The organism is Streptacidiphilus carbonis (genome assembly GCF_000787775.1).
Lineage (GTDB): Bacteria > Actinomycetota > Actinomycetes > Streptomycetales > Streptomycetaceae > Streptacidiphilus > Streptacidiphilus carbonis.
In genome coordinates, this window is the sequence record NZ_BBPM01000066.1 from 23,246 (window position 1) to 38,843 (window position 15,598).

The 15,598-nt window shown below is 70.1% G+C and carries 12 protein-coding genes and 3 pseudogenes; 7 read left to right on the plus strand and 8 right to left on the minus strand.

Going from position 1 to position 15,598, the window contains the following annotated elements; translation table 11 throughout:
• The first annotated feature begins 857 nt into the window (after positions 1 to 857).
• A complete protein-coding gene (locus TR46_RS44750) occupies positions 858 to 1,040 on the plus strand; it encodes a hypothetical protein (protein WP_236655620.1) in 183 nt (60 codons plus the stop codon).
• Between the two features lie 45 nt (positions 1,041 to 1,085).
• Here the strand turns inward: TR46_RS44750 and TR46_RS45620 are convergent.
• The 3 genes and pseudogenes from TR46_RS45620 to TR46_RS32460 form a co-directional block, all read right to left on the minus strand.
• Positions 1,086 to 1,256 (minus strand): annotated as a pseudogene (locus tag TR46_RS45620) (hypothetical protein); the annotation flags it as partial.
• A gap of 134 nt (positions 1,257 to 1,390) precedes the next feature.
• On the minus strand, positions 1,391 to 1,975 hold the full coding sequence (locus TR46_RS32455; protein ID WP_042409014.1) for a dihydrofolate reductase family protein: 585 nt from the start codon (positions 1,973 to 1,975) through the stop codon (positions 1,391 to 1,393).
• A 255-nt stretch (positions 1,976 to 2,230) separates the two neighbouring features.
• Positions 2,231 to 3,382 carry a damage-control phosphatase ARMT1 family protein gene (locus TR46_RS32460; protein ID WP_042409016.1) on the minus strand — a complete coding sequence of 384 codons (1,152 nt, stop codon included), beginning with the start codon at positions 3,380 to 3,382 and terminating at the stop codon, positions 2,231 to 2,233.
• A 508-nt stretch (positions 3,383 to 3,890) separates the two neighbouring features.
• Between TR46_RS32460 and TR46_RS32465 the strand changes: the two genes are divergently transcribed.
• Positions 3,891 to 4,499: an antibiotic biosynthesis monooxygenase gene (locus TR46_RS32465; RefSeq protein WP_042409055.1), complete on the plus strand. Its 609-nt coding sequence runs from the start codon at positions 3,891 to 3,893 to the stop codon at positions 4,497 to 4,499.
• 184 nt (positions 4,500 to 4,683) lie between these two features.
• Entirely contained in the window at positions 4,684 to 5,451 is a 768-nt protein-coding gene (locus tag TR46_RS45430) for a nuclear transport factor 2 family protein (RefSeq protein ID WP_042409020.1), read from the plus strand.
• Positions 5,452 to 5,643: 192 nt separating this feature from the next.
• On the opposite strand, the gene TR46_RS32475 is transcribed toward TR46_RS45430, so the two are convergent.
• The 4 genes from TR46_RS32475 to TR46_RS32490 form a co-directional block, all read right to left on the minus strand.
• Positions 5,644 to 6,678: an aldo/keto reductase gene (locus tag TR46_RS32475; RefSeq protein ID WP_042409023.1), complete on the minus strand. Its 1,035-nt coding sequence runs from the start codon at positions 6,676 to 6,678 to the stop codon at positions 5,644 to 5,646.
• 175 nt (positions 6,679 to 6,853) lie between these two features.
• Positions 6,854 to 7,504 (minus strand): response regulator, encoded by a 651-nt coding sequence (locus TR46_RS32480; RefSeq protein ID WP_042409026.1) that lies wholly within the window; start codon positions 7,502 to 7,504, stop codon positions 6,854 to 6,856.
• Positions 7,492 to 8,736 (minus strand): sensor histidine kinase, encoded by a 1,245-nt coding sequence (locus TR46_RS32485; protein ID WP_042409028.1) that lies wholly within the window; start codon positions 8,734 to 8,736, stop codon positions 7,492 to 7,494. The genes TR46_RS32480 and TR46_RS32485 overlap by 13 nt, the downstream gene beginning before the upstream one ends.
• A gap of 189 nt (positions 8,737 to 8,925) precedes the next feature.
• Positions 8,926 to 9,651, minus strand: coding sequence for an SDR family NAD(P)-dependent oxidoreductase (locus TR46_RS32490; RefSeq protein ID WP_042409031.1), 726 nt, complete (start codon positions 9,649 to 9,651; stop codon positions 8,926 to 8,928).
• A 290-nt stretch (positions 9,652 to 9,941) separates the two neighbouring features.
• Here TR46_RS32490 and TR46_RS32495 point away from each other — a divergent pair, with 290 nt between their 5' ends.
• Positions 9,942 to 10,238, plus strand: coding sequence for a hypothetical protein (locus TR46_RS32495; protein WP_042409034.1), 297 nt, complete (start codon positions 9,942 to 9,944; stop codon positions 10,236 to 10,238).
• A gap of 193 nt (positions 10,239 to 10,431) precedes the next feature.
• On the opposite strand, the pseudogene TR46_RS32500 reads toward TR46_RS32495, so the two are convergent.
• A pseudogene (locus TR46_RS32500) lies at positions 10,432 to 12,853 on the minus strand (SpoIIE family protein phosphatase).
• Positions 12,854 to 13,549: 696 nt separating this feature from the next.
• Here TR46_RS32500 and TR46_RS42780 point away from each other — a divergent pair.
• The 3 genes and pseudogenes from TR46_RS42780 to TR46_RS32515 all read left to right on the plus strand — a co-directional run.
• On the plus strand, positions 13,550 to 13,702 hold the full coding sequence (locus tag TR46_RS42780) for a hypothetical protein (RefSeq protein WP_161790242.1): 153 nt from the start codon (positions 13,550 to 13,552) through the stop codon (positions 13,700 to 13,702).
• An 85-nt stretch (positions 13,703 to 13,787) separates the two neighbouring features.
• Entirely contained in the window at positions 13,788 to 14,918 is a 1,131-nt protein-coding gene (locus tag TR46_RS32510) for a protein kinase domain-containing protein (protein WP_084719133.1), read from the plus strand.
• Positions 14,919 to 15,363: 445 nt separating this feature from the next.
• Positions 15,364 to 15,598, plus strand: a pseudogene (locus TR46_RS32515) (SAM-dependent methyltransferase); the annotation flags it as partial.

The following is a 15,598-nucleotide window of genomic DNA, read 5'->3' on the forward strand; positions in this document are numbered from 1 at the left end:
GGTCTATGAGGAGGCGCCTGAAGTGAGCGGTCCGGAGCCGGAGTTGGGGGGTTGGGCCGGGATGTTGCCGTGGTGGTGCCCACATGGGAGACCGGGGTTCCGGCACGGTTCCTTGGCCGGGCTGCGTCGGCCCGATTCCCTGTCCGGCCAACTGCTGGTTCACAACTGGCCCGGAAGTGGTGCAGGTCTTCCTCGGACCCCCGGCACTGACTTCGTGGCGCCGTTGATGCTGGTTGCGATCTGGGCGGCGATGTGGCCCGGCAGGACGTGGGCGAAGCCGACGGCCGGCACTGTGCAGCCCAACGTCGCGGTCACGGCGATACGGCGGGTGCAGGACGTGGCGCGGGCCGGGCCCTGGTCGCGTGCTCGGGCACGGTTGCCGTCCAACAGTGCTCACCCGCTCAGGTGAAGTCCGCTCGACGAACGCATGCGACATGAAGGTGCCAGATCGCTCCGAGGCCTCAGAAGTACCCATATGTGCAGATCCTTCCTTTTGGCTCCGTTTCGTGGGCATACGATCACGTGCTCAGTTCGCTCGCCACTCGTGCAACTCCCATCCCCACGGACCGTGAGGGCCGCATGCAGGCGTCAGCCATGACGACAGAGCGTTACCGAGAGTCCGACCCGGCCGCCCAGGCCCTGCTACGGAGGCATTGCCACGCGCATGCCGACATGCGGGGACACTCTGGAGCCGGCCGGTGCGGGCGTTCGCGGGAAGGTCCGGATCGGTACTGCGGGCACACCTGCGCCACCCGAGCGAGGCCGTCAAGGACCTCGCCGAGCTCCCACTGACCGCCCACTAGGTGACTGCCCAGCAGGTGACCGCCCACCAGGACGAATAGGTTCCGCTGCCCTGGATGCTGGTCGTCGCCGACCGGGCCGACCCCGACGACGCCCGGCAACTCGCCGACCTGCTCGCCCGCGTCCCCGACGCCCCCAGCGCCCTGGTCCTGCCCGCCGCCGGGCTCAGCGGGTTCAGCCGGGGCGTGCAGGCGTGCCGCCTCGGCGTGCTTGTGCGCACGGGCCGATTCGCCGCGTAGCTGGTCGATGGCCCGGTTGCGGACGTTGGTGATGATCCAGCCGGCCGGGCTGGGCGGTGTGCCGTCGACCGGCCGGCGTCGCAGGGCTGTGGTGGACGCCTCGGCCACCGCGTCCTCGGCCGTGCTGATGTCGCCGAGCCCGAGCCCGAGCCCGAGCGCGCGTACGCGTATGGCAACGGCTCTGCCGTACTCGGCGGGGAACACGGCCGCGATCACCTGCGGAGCCGGGCTCAATAGGGCTCGACGTCTTGGAACGGGCGGACCTCGCCGCGATCCGGGCCATGGCTTCGGGGTCGGCCACGCCTTCGGGCTAGTGGATCGAGAGCAGGTGCGTGCGCATGGTTCCTACTTCACCGGCGGGTGTAGTGGGCGATGATCACGCCCTTGGTGGTGGTGACGCTGCTGGTGAGGTCGAACTCGGTCAGCGGGGCGGGGCCCTCGAACAGCCGCGTGCCGGTGCCCAGGGTGAGCGGGTGGATCAACAGGGTGTAGCGGTCGACCAGGCCGGCGGCGTGCAGGTCGCGGACCAGCGACGCGCTGCCGATGATCGAAAGGTCGTTGCCCGGTCCGGCCTTGAGCCCCGCCACAGTCTCGACGGCCTCCCCGGACAGCAGGGTCGAGTTCTGCCAGGCATCGGCGCTGTCCAACGTCCTGGACGCGACGTACTTCTTGGCCGCGTTCATGTGCGTGGTGAACGGGTTCCCGTCGGTCGCACCTGCCCAGGCGGTGATGAAGTCCTGCCAGGTCCGCCGCCCGAACAGCATGTCCCCGGGCTTGGCCATGCCCTTGCCCATCTCGCGGCCCATCACCTCGTCGTTGTACTTCCCACCCCAGCCGCCGTGGGTGAAGCCGCCGCGGGTGTCCTCATCCGCACGGCCCAGGCCCTGAACGACGCCGTCGAGGGTGATGGACAACGTGGCATTGATCGAACGCATGGCATGCTCCCTGCTCCTGCGGACCGCTCTTCCGCGGCCCCGTCACCCCCTACACGAACGGCCACCGGCGGAATCGACACCTGCATCAAAACTTCTTCCCCCACCCAAGCCACCACGAGGAGAGATGCCGCGCAACCAGAGCCTCCCGGGCCCTGACCAGGTGGCCGCCCTGGAGTCGACAGCGCCGTCCTTGTCCGAGGCAATGCTCGGCACGATCCGGGTGGTGAGCGTGTCGGGGTGCCGGGACTCATCGTCTTAGCGCACCTGCACCAGGCCATGCGTACCGTCGGTCCGCCATCCCGATCCCGACGCGTCCAGACCGCACACCGTCTCCATCGTCAGGCCCACGACGACATCGGACTTCAAGGTGCGCAGCGCGGCGACCCGCCCCGGGACGTACGAGGTCACATCGGCGAAGGTGGTGGTCGGCTGCCACCAGCGGTCGCCGACCAGGCGCCGGTAGTTCAGGTCGCCCTTCAAAATGGTCACGGTGGCCGCGGCGAACTGCTCCGCCAGATCCGCGGGCATCTCGCTGAAGTCGAGCGGGGCGCAGTAGAAGGCGTGAGTGCGGACCCGGAGCTGCCCGGCCGCCGCGGCCTCCCGGAGGCGCAGGCCGACGGTGCGAGCTTCTCCCTGGCCGCGCAGCAGCTCCTGCACACACTCGGCGACGTCGGTCGGCGTCGCGTCCGAGACGTAGTAGGGCGACGGCTTGACGTGCAGTTCCACCGTGTCGGCCAGACCGCTCGCGAGCAGATGGTCAATCAGGACCAAGTCAGGGAGCAATTCGCGGCCAGCATTGTCCGCGACCAGTACCACGGTGCCGCCGCGGCCTTCCTCCAACAGCCGCCACAGCTCGACGCTGTCGTCGGCGACCAGGCCCGAGCTCTCTCTACTGCTTCCTTCGGTGATCTCCAGCGCCAGATCCGCGCGGTTGCCCCACAGGCTGGACTGCAGCAGCAGCCCGGCCCGCTGCTCCTCGGGCAGGCCGGACCATCCATCCAGGGCGCGGAGCTCCTCCGCGACCTGCTCGCCCGCAAGCTCGGCGTGCTTGAACGGCGCGAAAGGGTCGACCCCGCGCCACGGACCCTCCGAAAAGAAGCCAGTGGCCTCCAGCAGACGCCGGTAGAAGTAGGACTCGGCCCACAGGAACGGCACCGCCGCCCACGGCTGCCCGTAGAATCCGGCGCCCCAGGCAGTCCACTGCTCGGCGTCGACGGCGGTTCCGGGCAGCGGCTCGATCACACCGCTGACGTTCTCCTCCGCCAGCAGCGCCAGCGCCTGGCGCTGCTCCCGCCCGAATGGGAAGGCCGCCATGACCCGGTCGATGAGAGCGGGGTGGCGTTTCGTGAAGACGTCGCGCGCGAACGGCGACTCGGTCGAGATGATCACTGAGGCCGGTGTGGTCATGAGAGGTCGGTTCCTTGTCGGAGCTGGTTGAGGTTCCGGTGCCGCAGGAGCGCTCACAGACAATCAGTCCACAGGACGGGACGTCACCACCGCCCTCTGAGCGAGGCCGGCGCGACCAGCTCGCGACCGAGTTCCCACTGCTGGCCGAACAGCTGCGCCATGCTCTGTTCCACTCTCCGAGTCGGGCCCGCTGTACCACGCCGCAGTGATGAGCAGGGTGCCCTGCCGGAACAGGCTGAGCTCAGGCCCTGACCTGCTCGACGAAGGTCAGTCGGCCGCAGCGCTCGCGGTCGCAGAAGTAGCGGCGGACCCGCCGTCGCGCCACAGGCGTCAGACGCCGATCGCGCGCGGCGCGCCAGGCGGGGGGCGACGTCGCCGATGACGGCGGGCAGGGTCGGACAGACCGTCGCGGCACCGGCCCCGAGGCGGGCAGGGCCTGGTTGCGACCGCTCTCCGCCAGGAGGAGCGTGGTATGCAGCGGGTGCCAACACAGGATTGGAGGCCGGTCATGTATGTGCGCACGGCTTACGTGACGGGCGATCCGGGAAAGATCGACCACGCGCTGGACGGGTTGCTGGTGGAGGCCGTGAAGCTGCTTTCCGACCAGCCGGGCTACCGGGGCTACGGGCTGTTCGCTGATCGCGAGCTCGGCAAGATCGCCATGGGGAGCTGGTGGGACAGCGTCGAGGCGGCGCAGTCCAGCAATGAACAGGTGCAGCAGCGGCGTGCGGAACTGCTGGCGCCTTTCGCGTCGTCGCTGTCGGTGATGACGTTGGAGGCGCTGGTGTACACACCGAACCTGCAGGTCGGAGTGGATGCGGGCTTCCGCCTCGGGCGCTTCCAGATCCCCCCGGACAGGCTGGACCAGATGGCCGAGCTGTTCCGGGACACGGCCCTGCCGGGGTTCGAGGCGACGCCGGGCTTCGCGGGGGCAGCGCTCCTCGCGGACCGGCGCAGTGGCATGGGCTCCGTCGGCACCCTGTGGACCACCCGCGACGCCCTGGTCGCGTCCCGAGGCGCACAGGCCGCGTCGAGGGCAAGGGCGACCTCGGACGTGCCGATGAACGTGATCGCCCTGGAGGAGTTCGAAGTGCTGCTCGTCGACCAACGCGACTGACGCCGCACACGTACGAGCCGACGCACGAGGGCTTGGCCACAAGGGGCCCCCGCCCGGCTCTCCCAGCACCTGCCGAGCCAGCGCTGTGGCAGGCGCATCCCGAAGGCGCCGGCAGCCGGGGACATCCGAAAGCCGCCCCGGCCAGTCCGGCGGCCTGCCCACCGAAATCGGAGGTGGCATCCACATGAGTACGACGCAGAGCGGACCCAGGTTCGACGTTGAGACGCTGCGCCGCGGCATTGAGGGCCGTGACGCCTCGGCCTTGCGGGGCCTGTACGCAGAGGACGCACGGATGACCGTCGTGGACCGTCGCGACCAGCCCAGTCACCCGCACGAACTCACCGGCACCGCCGCGATCGGGGAGTTCCTCGACGACGCGTGCGGCCGCGACATGGAGCACCAGCTCGGCGAGGTGGTCGTCTCCGCCGACGGCAGCCACGCGGCCTACCTGGAGCAGTGCCGGTACCCGGACGGGACGAAAGTCCTGTCCACCTCGATGCTCGACCTGCGGGACGGCCGGATCATGAGCCAGACCAGCCTGCAGGCCTGGGACGAGGAGGCCGAGGGTACGCGAGCGCAGGGGGCGGCCGCGGCCGCGCGGGCCGAACGCCTGGACTTCTCGCGCCCGGACGAGGTCCGCACCTTCCCCCACGGCCGCGCCGAGATCATCAATGTGGGCGGCGGGGCGGTCGGCCGCCTGGTGTTGGAGCCGGGCTGGCGCTGGTCGAAGGATGTGAAGCCGCTGGCCGGCACGGAGTGGTGCGAGGCGCCGCACTTCCAGTACCACGTGTCCGGGACGATCCGGATCCGCATGGCCGACGGGACAGAGTTCGACGCGAAGGCCGGCGACATCACCGTGTTGCCATCCGGCCACGACGCGTGGGTGGTCGGCGACGAGCCGGTGGTGGCCGTGGACTGGCAGGGCGCGGTCCACTACGCAGAGAAGGCCTGAAGCCGACCCCGCCACTGGAACCCCTGTCTCGGGGACAGTGCACTGAAGCACGCCGTCATCAGGCCGAAGCCCGGTCACGACCGTGAGCGTGAACGGGGAGGCCCGCCCAGCATGCCTGCTTGGGCAGGCCTCCCGTCCCCCGTCCTGCGTCCGCTCGGCGTCAAGCCCGCATGACGGCCGACCGGCCTGCGTTCAGCGTCCGCCGCCGATGTTGCGGCTGCGCTGTTCGATGCCGGGGCCCCCGTACGGGTAGTCCGCGGCGCCGGGGTCGCTGGCCTTGCCCAGCCGGGTGGTCTGCTCCGACGTCAGGCGCAGGTCCGCAGCGCCGAGGTTGTCGGCGAGGTGGTCGACCGTGCGAGCGCCGAGGACGACCGAGGACACCGCCTGGCGGTCCATCAGCCAGGCCAGGGCGACCTGTGCCATCGACGCCCCGAGTTCGTCGGCGACTGCGCGCACCTCGTCGACCACCGCCCAGGTCCGCGCCAGGCCGTTGCGCCGCTCGTACGCCTCGACGCCGCGTTCCGGGTTCTCGCCCAGTCGGGTGGCCCCGGTCGGCCGGGCGTCCCGCAGGTACTTGCCCGTCAACCAGCCGCCGCCGAGCGGGCTCCAGGGCAGCAGCCCCAGGCCCTCGGACTGGCAGGCGGGCACGATCTCCCACTCGATCTCCCGAGCCAGCAGGCTGTACTGCGGCTGCAGCGTGACCGGTCGGCTCAGTCCGCGGAACTCCGCGGTGTCGACGGTCTTCTGCACCTGCCACCCGGTGAAGTTCGACAGGCCCACGTAGTGGATCCGGCCCTGGCGCACGGCGTCGTCCAGGAACCGCAGGGTCTCCTCGATCGGCGTGAACGGGTCCCAGGAGTGGACCTGGTAGAGGTCGATGCAGTCGACGCCGAGCCGTCGCAGCGAGGCGTTGAGCGCACGGTCGAGGTGGCGACGGGACAGGCCCACGTCGTTGGGCGAACCACCGGTCGGAAAGCGGCCCTTGGACGCCAGCACCACGCGGTCGCGCACCTCCGCCGGACGGGCGGCGAGCCAGCGGCCGACGATCTCCTCGGAGACCCCTGCGACATAGACGTCCGCAGTGTCGACGAGTGTCCCGCCGGCCTCGACGAACCGGTCGAGCTGCGCGTGGGCGCTCTCCTCGTCCGATTCGGCGCCGAAGGTCATCGTGCCGAGCGCCAGAGCCGAGACACTGCAGCCGCTGTTTCCGAGCGGACGGTACTCCATCTGAATCCTCCTTGGTGGGACACGCATTCGATCCAGGCACGACAGACAGGGCGCCCCGCCCGGTCAACCGCCACCCGAGCATGATTGTCCGGGCCCCAGCGATACGTCCAACAGAAGAAAGAGAACGGATTGATCAGTTGTATTGCTGAATGAGAGGACCGGCGGCAGCGGCCGGTCAGGCCCGGGGGGCTCCGAGGAAGCGCAGCACGGCGAGCACCCGGCGGTGGTCGGCGTCGGCCACCGGCAGGTCGAGCTTGGCCAGGATGCTGTTGATGTGCTTGGCCACCGCGCTATCGCTGACCGACAGCGCCTCGGCGATGCCGGCGTTGGAGCGCCCCTCGGCCATCAAGCCCAGGACGTCCCGTTCCCGAGGAGTCAGCCGGTCCAGCGGGTCGCTGTCCCGCCGCAGCAGCAGCTGGGCGACGACCTGCGGATCCAACGCCGTGCCACCGCCCACCACCCGCCGGACCGCGGCCACGAACTCCCCGACATCGGCGACGCGCTGCTTGAGCAGGTAGCCCACACCGCTGGAGTTCGCCGCCAGCAGCTCGGCCGCGTACCGCTCCTCCACGTACTGCGAGAGCAGCACCACGGCCGTCCGCGGCCAGCGCCGGCGGATCTCCGTCGCCGCGCGCACCCCTTCGTCGCCGAAGCCGGGCGGCATCCGGACGTCGACCAGGGCGAGTTCGGGCCGGTGCTCCTCCACCGCCGCCAACAGCGCCTCCGCATCACCGACTTCCGCGGCGACCTGGAAACCCCCCATCTCCAGCACCTTGACCAGGCCGACCCGCAACAGCACCGAGTCCTCGGCGATCACAGCCCGCACGGCAGCTCCGCCGTCACGGTCGTCGGTCCCCCGGCGGGGCTGCTGACGCGGAAGGTGCCGTCGACCGAGCCGACCCGCTTTGCCAGCCCGCTCAGCCCCGTCCCGGCGCAGGCGTCGGCACCGCCCAGCCCGTCGTCGGTGACGTGCACCCGCAACACCTTCCCGACCCGTCGGACGGTCACCACGACCCGCGTCGCACGGGCATGCTTGGTCACGTTGGTCAGCGCCTCGGAGATCACGAAGTAGGCGACCGACTCCACGGCCGGCGCGACCCGCTCGTCGAGATCCACCCGTAGGCGGACCGGCAACGGCACCCGCGCGGCCAGCCCGGACAACGCCGCGTCCAACCCTCGGTCTTCGAGGACCGGCGGGTGCAACCCGCGCACCAGGTCGTTGAGTTCGGCGATCGCCTCCTTCGCCTCGAGATGAGCCTCCGCGAGCACCTCGCGAGCCCCGCCCGACAGGTCGGGGCGGGTGGCCATCGCCAGGCTCAGGTTGACCGCGAGGGAGACCAGCCGCTGCTGGGTGCCGTCGTGCAGGTCACGCTCGATGCGGCGGCGCTCGGCATCGACCGCCTCGATCAGGTCGGTTCGGCTCCCGGCCAGGTAGTCGACCCGCTCCTGGAGCCGCTGCGCCCGGCTGGGCCCGAGCAGCACCAACGCGGGACGCGACTCCAACCGGGCCACCGCCCCGGCCGCCCAGGGCACGACGCACAGCAGGGCCAGACCGCCCAGCGTGTAGCACGGCAGCTGCGTCGCGTAGCCGAACCAGTCCTGGCGGACCCCCACCGGCAGCGCCCACACCCAACCGCCGGCGGTCGCGCCCGCCAGGCCCGCGATGGCCACCACCAGCACCGACAGCTCCAGCCCGGCCAGCAACGGGCCCAGCAGCAGGTGGTATCCGAGCCGGCGCCAGGGACGCGTCACCGAGAGCCGGCGGGCGGCCGACGCCCACGACCACCGCTGCTGCACGGGCGCCGGCCGAGGGATGTCCACGCCGAGCAGCGCCCGGTGGCGGAACCGCTGAACGGCCGTCAGCACCGGGACACCGACCAGGAGCAGGGCGGCCGACACGGGGAGCACCAGAGCCCAGTTCCCCGTCTCGGCGAGGGTCAGCACACCCCAGGACCACACGGGCACCAGAGCCAGGTGCAGCGGGACACCGGCGGCCAGGAAGCCGGCGTCCCGCCGCACCCGAAGCGCCGAGCGCCTCAGCACGGCTGGAATCGTCATGGCTCGACCCTAGGACAGCCCGACGGGGGCCTGCCATGAGGCCTGTACCCGGATCCACGGTGAAACCAGTGCCACCCCCACGAACGGCGGGGTCGATGGGCTCTGCTCGCCGAGTCCGCAGCCGGGAGCGGAGATCCCGCGCCTGACCACGCACGGTGCGACCGTACGGGGCCGGCCCGTCACAGGGAGTCAGGCCAGCCCGCCGGACGCCCGCAGGTTCTGGCCGGTGATCCACCGGCCGTCCGGGCCCGTGAGGAACGCGACGACATCGGCCACGTCGGACGGCTGCCCGAGCCGGCCGAGGGGCGTCAGGCCGATGACCGCCTGGAGCGCCTGTTCGGGATTGGTCCCACGCAGCAGCTCGGTATCGGTCGCGCCGGGGGACACGGTGTTGACGGTGATCCCGCGAGGCCCGAGCTCCCTGGCGACGACCGCGGTCAACTGCTCGACCGCACCCTTGCTGGCAGCGTACGGTGCGATGCCCGGGGCCGGCCGCACGGTGTTCAGTGTGGAGATGTTCACGATGCGGCCGCCGTCGCGCATGTGCCTGGCCGCGTAGCGCATCGTCAGGAAGACCGACCTGGCGTTGACCGCCATCACGCTGTCGAACAACTCCGCGTCGGTCTGGGCCAGCGGCGTCGGGGTGAAGGACATGGCAGCGTTGTTGACCAGGATGTCCAGGCCGCCGAGATGTGCCTCGGCGGCTTCCATCAACTGTTCCGGCCCGTCCGGCTCCTTGAGGTCCAGGCGCATTGCCCGGGCCCTGCCGCCGGCCGCCTGCACGACGCCGACGACCTCGGCTGCGGCCGCCTCACTGGTGGCGTAGTTGAAGACCACGTCCACCCCCTCACGGCACAGCCGTTCGACGATCGCCCGGCCGATACCCCGGGACCCACCCGTGACGACCGCGGTCATACCTTGCAACACTGTTCCTCCGCACCGGTGACAAGTCGCGCTAGGACGTCCGAACGTTAGTACACCTTCCCGGTGTCCAGGTCGAGGGCGGCGAGCATGTGCATCACCCCGTCGTAGCTGGGTGTCCGTCGGCTGGACCGCCTGCGCTGCCGCGGGTGAACGCAGTCCACGCCTGGATGCACAAGGACGTGGGGTGGGATCACTCGATGGTCGTAGGCCGGCGTGCGACAGGAGCGGCCGCATGCTCGACTGGGGCTCGTCCCATTCCCACCCCGACACGGGAGAGCACTGTGGCGATCATCGCCGTCTTCGATGCGCCTGGCATGACCCAGGCCATGTATGAACAGGGCACCAACCAGATCACCGGCGGGCACGGGGGCGTCAAGAAGGCGTCCGACTGGCCTGTCCCGGGCCTCATCTCACACGCGGCCGCCCCCACGCCGAACGGCTGGCTCGTCGTCGACGTATGGGAGTCCGAAGACGCGTTCCGCAAGTTCGGCGAAATGCTCATGCCGATGCTCAAGGAGGTCGGCGCGCCGGACGTTCAGCCCAAGATCTACCCGGCATTCAACGTCGTCACTTCCTGACCTCGGTCGACGACGGCCTCGGCCCGGTTTCCGGGTGGCTGGTCACGACGGCCGGAATGCGTCCTCGGCATTCTCGTCGCCCTGGAACTCCCAGAACTCCACGGCGCGCAGGGGCGGCTTCGCCACCCGTGACGACGCGCGCGCGGCCCTGCGCCGCCCCGGGCCCCGACCGAATGGGAGTCCTGGAGTGCGGTCACGCCCCCGGCAGGGTCTGCTCGGCCCAGATCGTCTTGCCGGTGTGGTGCTGGCGGCTGCCCCAGCGCTGGGTGAGCTGGGCGACGAGCAGCAGCCCGCGGCCGCCTTCGTCGAAGGTGCGGGCCCGGCGCAGATGCGGCGAGGTGTTGCTGGCGTCGGACACCTCGCAGATCAGCGAGGCGTCGTGGATCAGCCGCAGCCGGATCGGCGGGGTGGCGTGCCGGATGGCGTTGGTGACCAATTCGCTCACCACCAGTTCAGTGGTGAAGACTGATTCGTCCAGCCCCCACTCGACGAGCCGCTCGGCCACCAGCCGGCGGATGACGGACACCGAGGCGGGGTCAGGCTCCACTTCCCAGGTGCTGACCCGGGAGGGGTCCAGGCCCCGGGTCCTGGACAGCAGCAGGGCTGTGTCATCAGGCGTCTCCCGGCCCGGGAGCAGGGCGTCCAGGACCGAGTCGCAGATGGATTCCAGCGAACCGGTGGCACCGCGGAGCACCTCGGCCAGGGCCGCGCTGCCGGCGTCGGGGTCGCGGCGGCGGTCCTCGACCAGGCCGTCGGTGTACAGGGCCAGCAGGGACCCCTCCGGGAGATCCCGCTCCACCGCCTCGAACGGCAGACTGCCGACGCCCAGCGGCGGTCCGACCGGGAGTTCCACGAATTCCACCGAGCCGTCGGGCAGCGCCAGCGCCGGCGGCGGGTGCCCGGCCGAGGCCATCGAACACCTGCGGGTGACCGGGTCGTACACCGCGTACAGGCAGGTGGCCCCGACGTCACCGGCCAGCTGGTCGGCGTCGTTCTCCATGGACAACCGGACGACCAGGTCGTCCAGGTGGGTCAGCAACTCGTCCGGGGGCAGATCGACGTCCGCCAGGGTGCGTACTGCGGTGCGCAGCCGTCCCATCGTCGCGGACGCCTCGATACCGTGGCCCACCACGTCGCCGACCACCAGGCCGACCCGCGCGCCGGACAGCGGAATGACGTCGAACCAGTCGCCGCCGACACCGGCGTGCGGAGCGGCGGGCAGGTACCGGGACGCCACCTCCACGGCCGCCGGGCGGGGCAGCGACTGCGGCAGCAGGCTCCGCTGCAAGGACAGGGCGGTCTCGCGCTCGCGCGAGAAGCGGCGCGCGTTGTCGATGCAGACACCGGCCCGGGTGGTGATCTCCTCGGCGAGCAGCGCGTCGTCCGGTGCGTAGGGCTCCGGTTGCCGATAGCGGAAGAAGACGGCTACCCCGAGGGTGGTTCCCCTGGCCCGGACCGGCACTGCCATGACGGAGTGCAGCCCGTACCGCTCGATGCGCCCGGCCCTGGGCGACCCGGCCTCCGGCCAGCCGTGCACCGTCATTCCCGCGACGTCCTGGATGACCGGGGACCCGGTGGCCAGGCATCGCGCGTGCGGTGAGGCGGGCGGGTAGACGTCCGCGGTCCCCAGCTCCAGGCCGGCCTCGGGGCAGCCTTCGGTGATGGATCGGTGGGCCGTGCGGGTGAGAACCACGCCTGCGGCGGACGGTCCGGGCAGCCCGGATCTCGGCTCACCGTCGCCGGCGGGGTGCTCCAGCAGGTCCACGGTGACGAAGTCCGCGAGGTACGGAACGCACACCTCGGCCAGTTCCTCGGCCGTACGAGTGAGGTCCAGGGTCGTGCCGATGCGCACGCTGGCCTCATTGACAAGCAGCAGCCGGCGCCGCCCCCAGATATCGCTCGGTGGTGTCGTGAGCGGTGAGGCACACGCCGTGAACATTGCCGTCGTCGTCGGCCAGCGGCGTCAGATTCGCCATCCAGGCGTGTTCCCGGTTCTCTCCCCCGGTGCGCAGGAAGGTCTCCACATCGAGCCGTTCGCCGGTCCTCAGCACGCGCAGCATCTGCGTCTCCAGCTCGGCACTCTGCGGCTTGCCCCCGATCTCCGGGAGCCTCAGGCCCTGGATCTCCTCCTGGGGCAGCCCGATGACCTCAGCCATCGCGTCGTTCATGGAGAGCAACCGCAGAGACGTGTCGTACACCGCGACCGGGCACGGTGACCGGGTGAAGCCCCACCTGGCCACATCGTCCTGCCCGACCTCCGGCCCCGGCTGCGGCAGCGCGCTGACCAGCAACCATCCGCCGTCCGGTGTCTTGTCGGGATCCACCGCGTGGGCCAACAGCCGCACCTTCACCGGCCTTCCGTCCCGATGCCGCAGGACAGCCGTGCCGTTCCAGCGGACGTCCCCTGCCGCGGGCGGTGCGGCGTCCTGTGCACCGGCCAGCAACTCCGCGGCGGGACGGCCCACCACCTCCTCGGCCGCGTAGCCCAGCAGCCGGGTCGCGCCGGCGTTCCATTCCGTCACGGCTCCGTAGCCGTCCACCCGCACGCGGGCGCTGGCTTCCTCCCCGAACGGCCCATGCGGGTGACCCGCCGACCCACCGTCCTGCTCTCTCATGGGTCGCCGTCCTCGTCCCGATGCCCTGGCCCGTAAACCTACCGTCGGCCCTCGACAATCCCTTCACGGACAGCTTTGCCCAGACCCCCACCATTCTCAACGCAGGGGCGCGGCGAATCGCTGAGGCCGAAGGGATCAGAGGGGCAGGGGTCGGGTAGGTCGGGTACTCGACACCTGGACATACCGGCTAAGGGCTGTCCCGTTATCTCCCACAGGCTGGCGGCGGAGATGTGTCGGTGGGGCTTGAGACACTCTGGTCCATGCTGATCAAGGGATACGACTACGGGCCGCTGGTCGCAGGCGAGTGGCTGCTTGAGCGTTCCGGGTTCTGGTCCAATCACCTACTGGCCATGTGCCGGTTCACCTCGGGTGAGATCCGGCCGGCACCCGAGTGGTTCGGTGACGACGGCGCCGACACGGACGCCCTGGCCGGCCTGTCCTGGCGCGACATCTCTCACATCGCCGATACGCCGGACCTGACCGCACCGGGCGTGCACGACACCGAGGCACGACTCCTGCTCCTGCTGCCGCTGCTCGCCGACGACGAACTGCCGCCGGAAGCGCCGGCACGGGCAAACGCCGCCCTCACAGCCGTCGGAGCACCCGAGGACTCCGCCCAGGACACCGCTGACCACCTCCTTCGGAACAGGCGGCCCGCAGCCAGTCGCCGTGGTGGTGCCGACTCCCCCCTGAGCGGTGGCAGCCGCCGTCTCACTGAGCCGCACTCAGATCCGGATCCAGCGGTTTCGGATCCACTGGGACGACGGGGTGCTCGGTGACGTGTGCGGGTACGTCGTCGAGCACCTGGGCAACCCGGGCGACATCTCCACCGATGCCGAGGCAGGATAGCGCCGTTACGCTTTTGAGGGCCTCCGTAGGCGAACGGCAGACGGTACGGTCTGACGGTATGTCGACGATCGCGTTGAGGTGACAGATGCCGCTGACTCCCGAAGACGTTAGCAAGAAGCAGTTCACGACTGTCCGCCTTCGCGAGGGCTACGACATGAAACAGGTCGATGACTTCCTCGACGCGGTCGAAGCCGAGCTCACGCGACTCATTGGGGAGGTCGAGGACCTCCACGCCAACAACGAGGACCTCAGCACCAAGCTGAAGGCCGCTCAGAGCCAGGCGCGCGGGCAACTCCAAATACGCGAGGGTCCCAAGTCGCGTGACACCTCGCCTCCGGCCCTCATCGCCCCTCTTGAGGTGCACCAAGCACTGGGACAGGACGATCCCCGGCGTATCGGTCGCTATCGTCTGACAGCCCGTCTGGGTCAAGGAGGCATGGGAACTGTGTACCTCGGCCGCTCCCCTGGACAACGTTTGGTCGCGGTCAAGGTCGTCAGGGCCGAATTCGCCGCCGACCCGGACTTCCGCGGACGGTTCAACCGAGAGATCGAGACGTCGCGCCGCGTCGGCGGGTTCTATACCGCTGCGGTGGTCGACGCTGATGCCCAAGGTGATCCGCCTTGGCTGGCCACCGAGTACATCCCCGGCGTGTCCCTGCAGGAGGTCTTGCGGCAGCAGGGCGCCCTGCCGGTGCGCACCGTCCACGCCCTGGCCCTCGGCATCGCTGAGGCACTGGAGGCGATCCACTCCGGCGGCGTCGTTCACCGCGACCTGAAGCCCGGCAACATCATCGTCACGAGCGCCGGGCCACGCGTCATCGACTTCGGCATCGCCCGTGCATTTGACGGCACGGCCCTCACCCGCACCAATCACGTCATCGGCACTCCGGGATTCCTCGCTCCAGAGCAGCTCACCGGCGCAACTGTGACAGCTGCCGCTGACCTGTACGCCTTCGGCATGGTGCTGTGCCACGCCGCAGGAGCCGCTCCCTTTCCCGACGGCGAACCGCTTGCCGTGGCTCTCGGGCTACTGCCCTCCTGGCTCGTCAGCGTGATCACCCGATGCCTGGACCACGATCCAGCCAAGCGCCCGAGTCCCGCCGACGTGCTCGGCCTGCTCACCTCGAATCACTCCCCCGCAGAGGATTGGCTGCCGCTCCCCGTGCGGACGATGATCGATATGCGCCAGGCCCATATTGATTCCGCCAGCTCGTAGGGTGCGATCGCGAGTCAGGCATGAAGTGGGCGGACGTGCTGGCTGGTTAGGGGACGGAGTCGTTAGTGCTCTTGCCGCTCATGGAAGATCCACCAGTCGGGGAAGTCGCCGTTGCTGCTGACAGTGCGGAGGGTGAGGACAACTCGGCCCTGGGGACAGGTCCTCGGCAAAGTAACGCTTCGCCCGTTTCCCGATCATCCGATCCCGAGGAGGGCGTGGGTCGGTGGAGGCCTCGGGCGCTGTGTCGCAGGCCGGCGGCGATACTGGTGGCGCCGGCGAGCCGGAGGGCGCCGATGGCGAGGCCGCGCCAGGTGGCACCCGTCGAGCCCGTGGACACCTCGATGCCCGCTAATTTCGTTGAGCCCGCACCCTGCAATCGTGTTGGCTAGCGGCACCGAACTGTCAGTACCGCAGGTGTCCGCTTGGCTGTAGCAGGGAGTCCAAGGTGCAGGACGATGTTGTCGACCCGGTTGCCCACAATCGGGCAGCCTGGGACAGGTATGTCCAAGAGGGCAACGAATGGTCGAGGCCGGTGAGTGCTGAGGATGTCGAGCGGGCCCGCATGGGCGACTGGTCGATTGTTCTCATCGGGCGTGAGCCAGTCGACCGCTCCTGGCTGCCGACGGACCTGACCGGCAAGGACGTGTTGTGCCTGGCCTCCGGCGGTGGCCAGCAGGGCT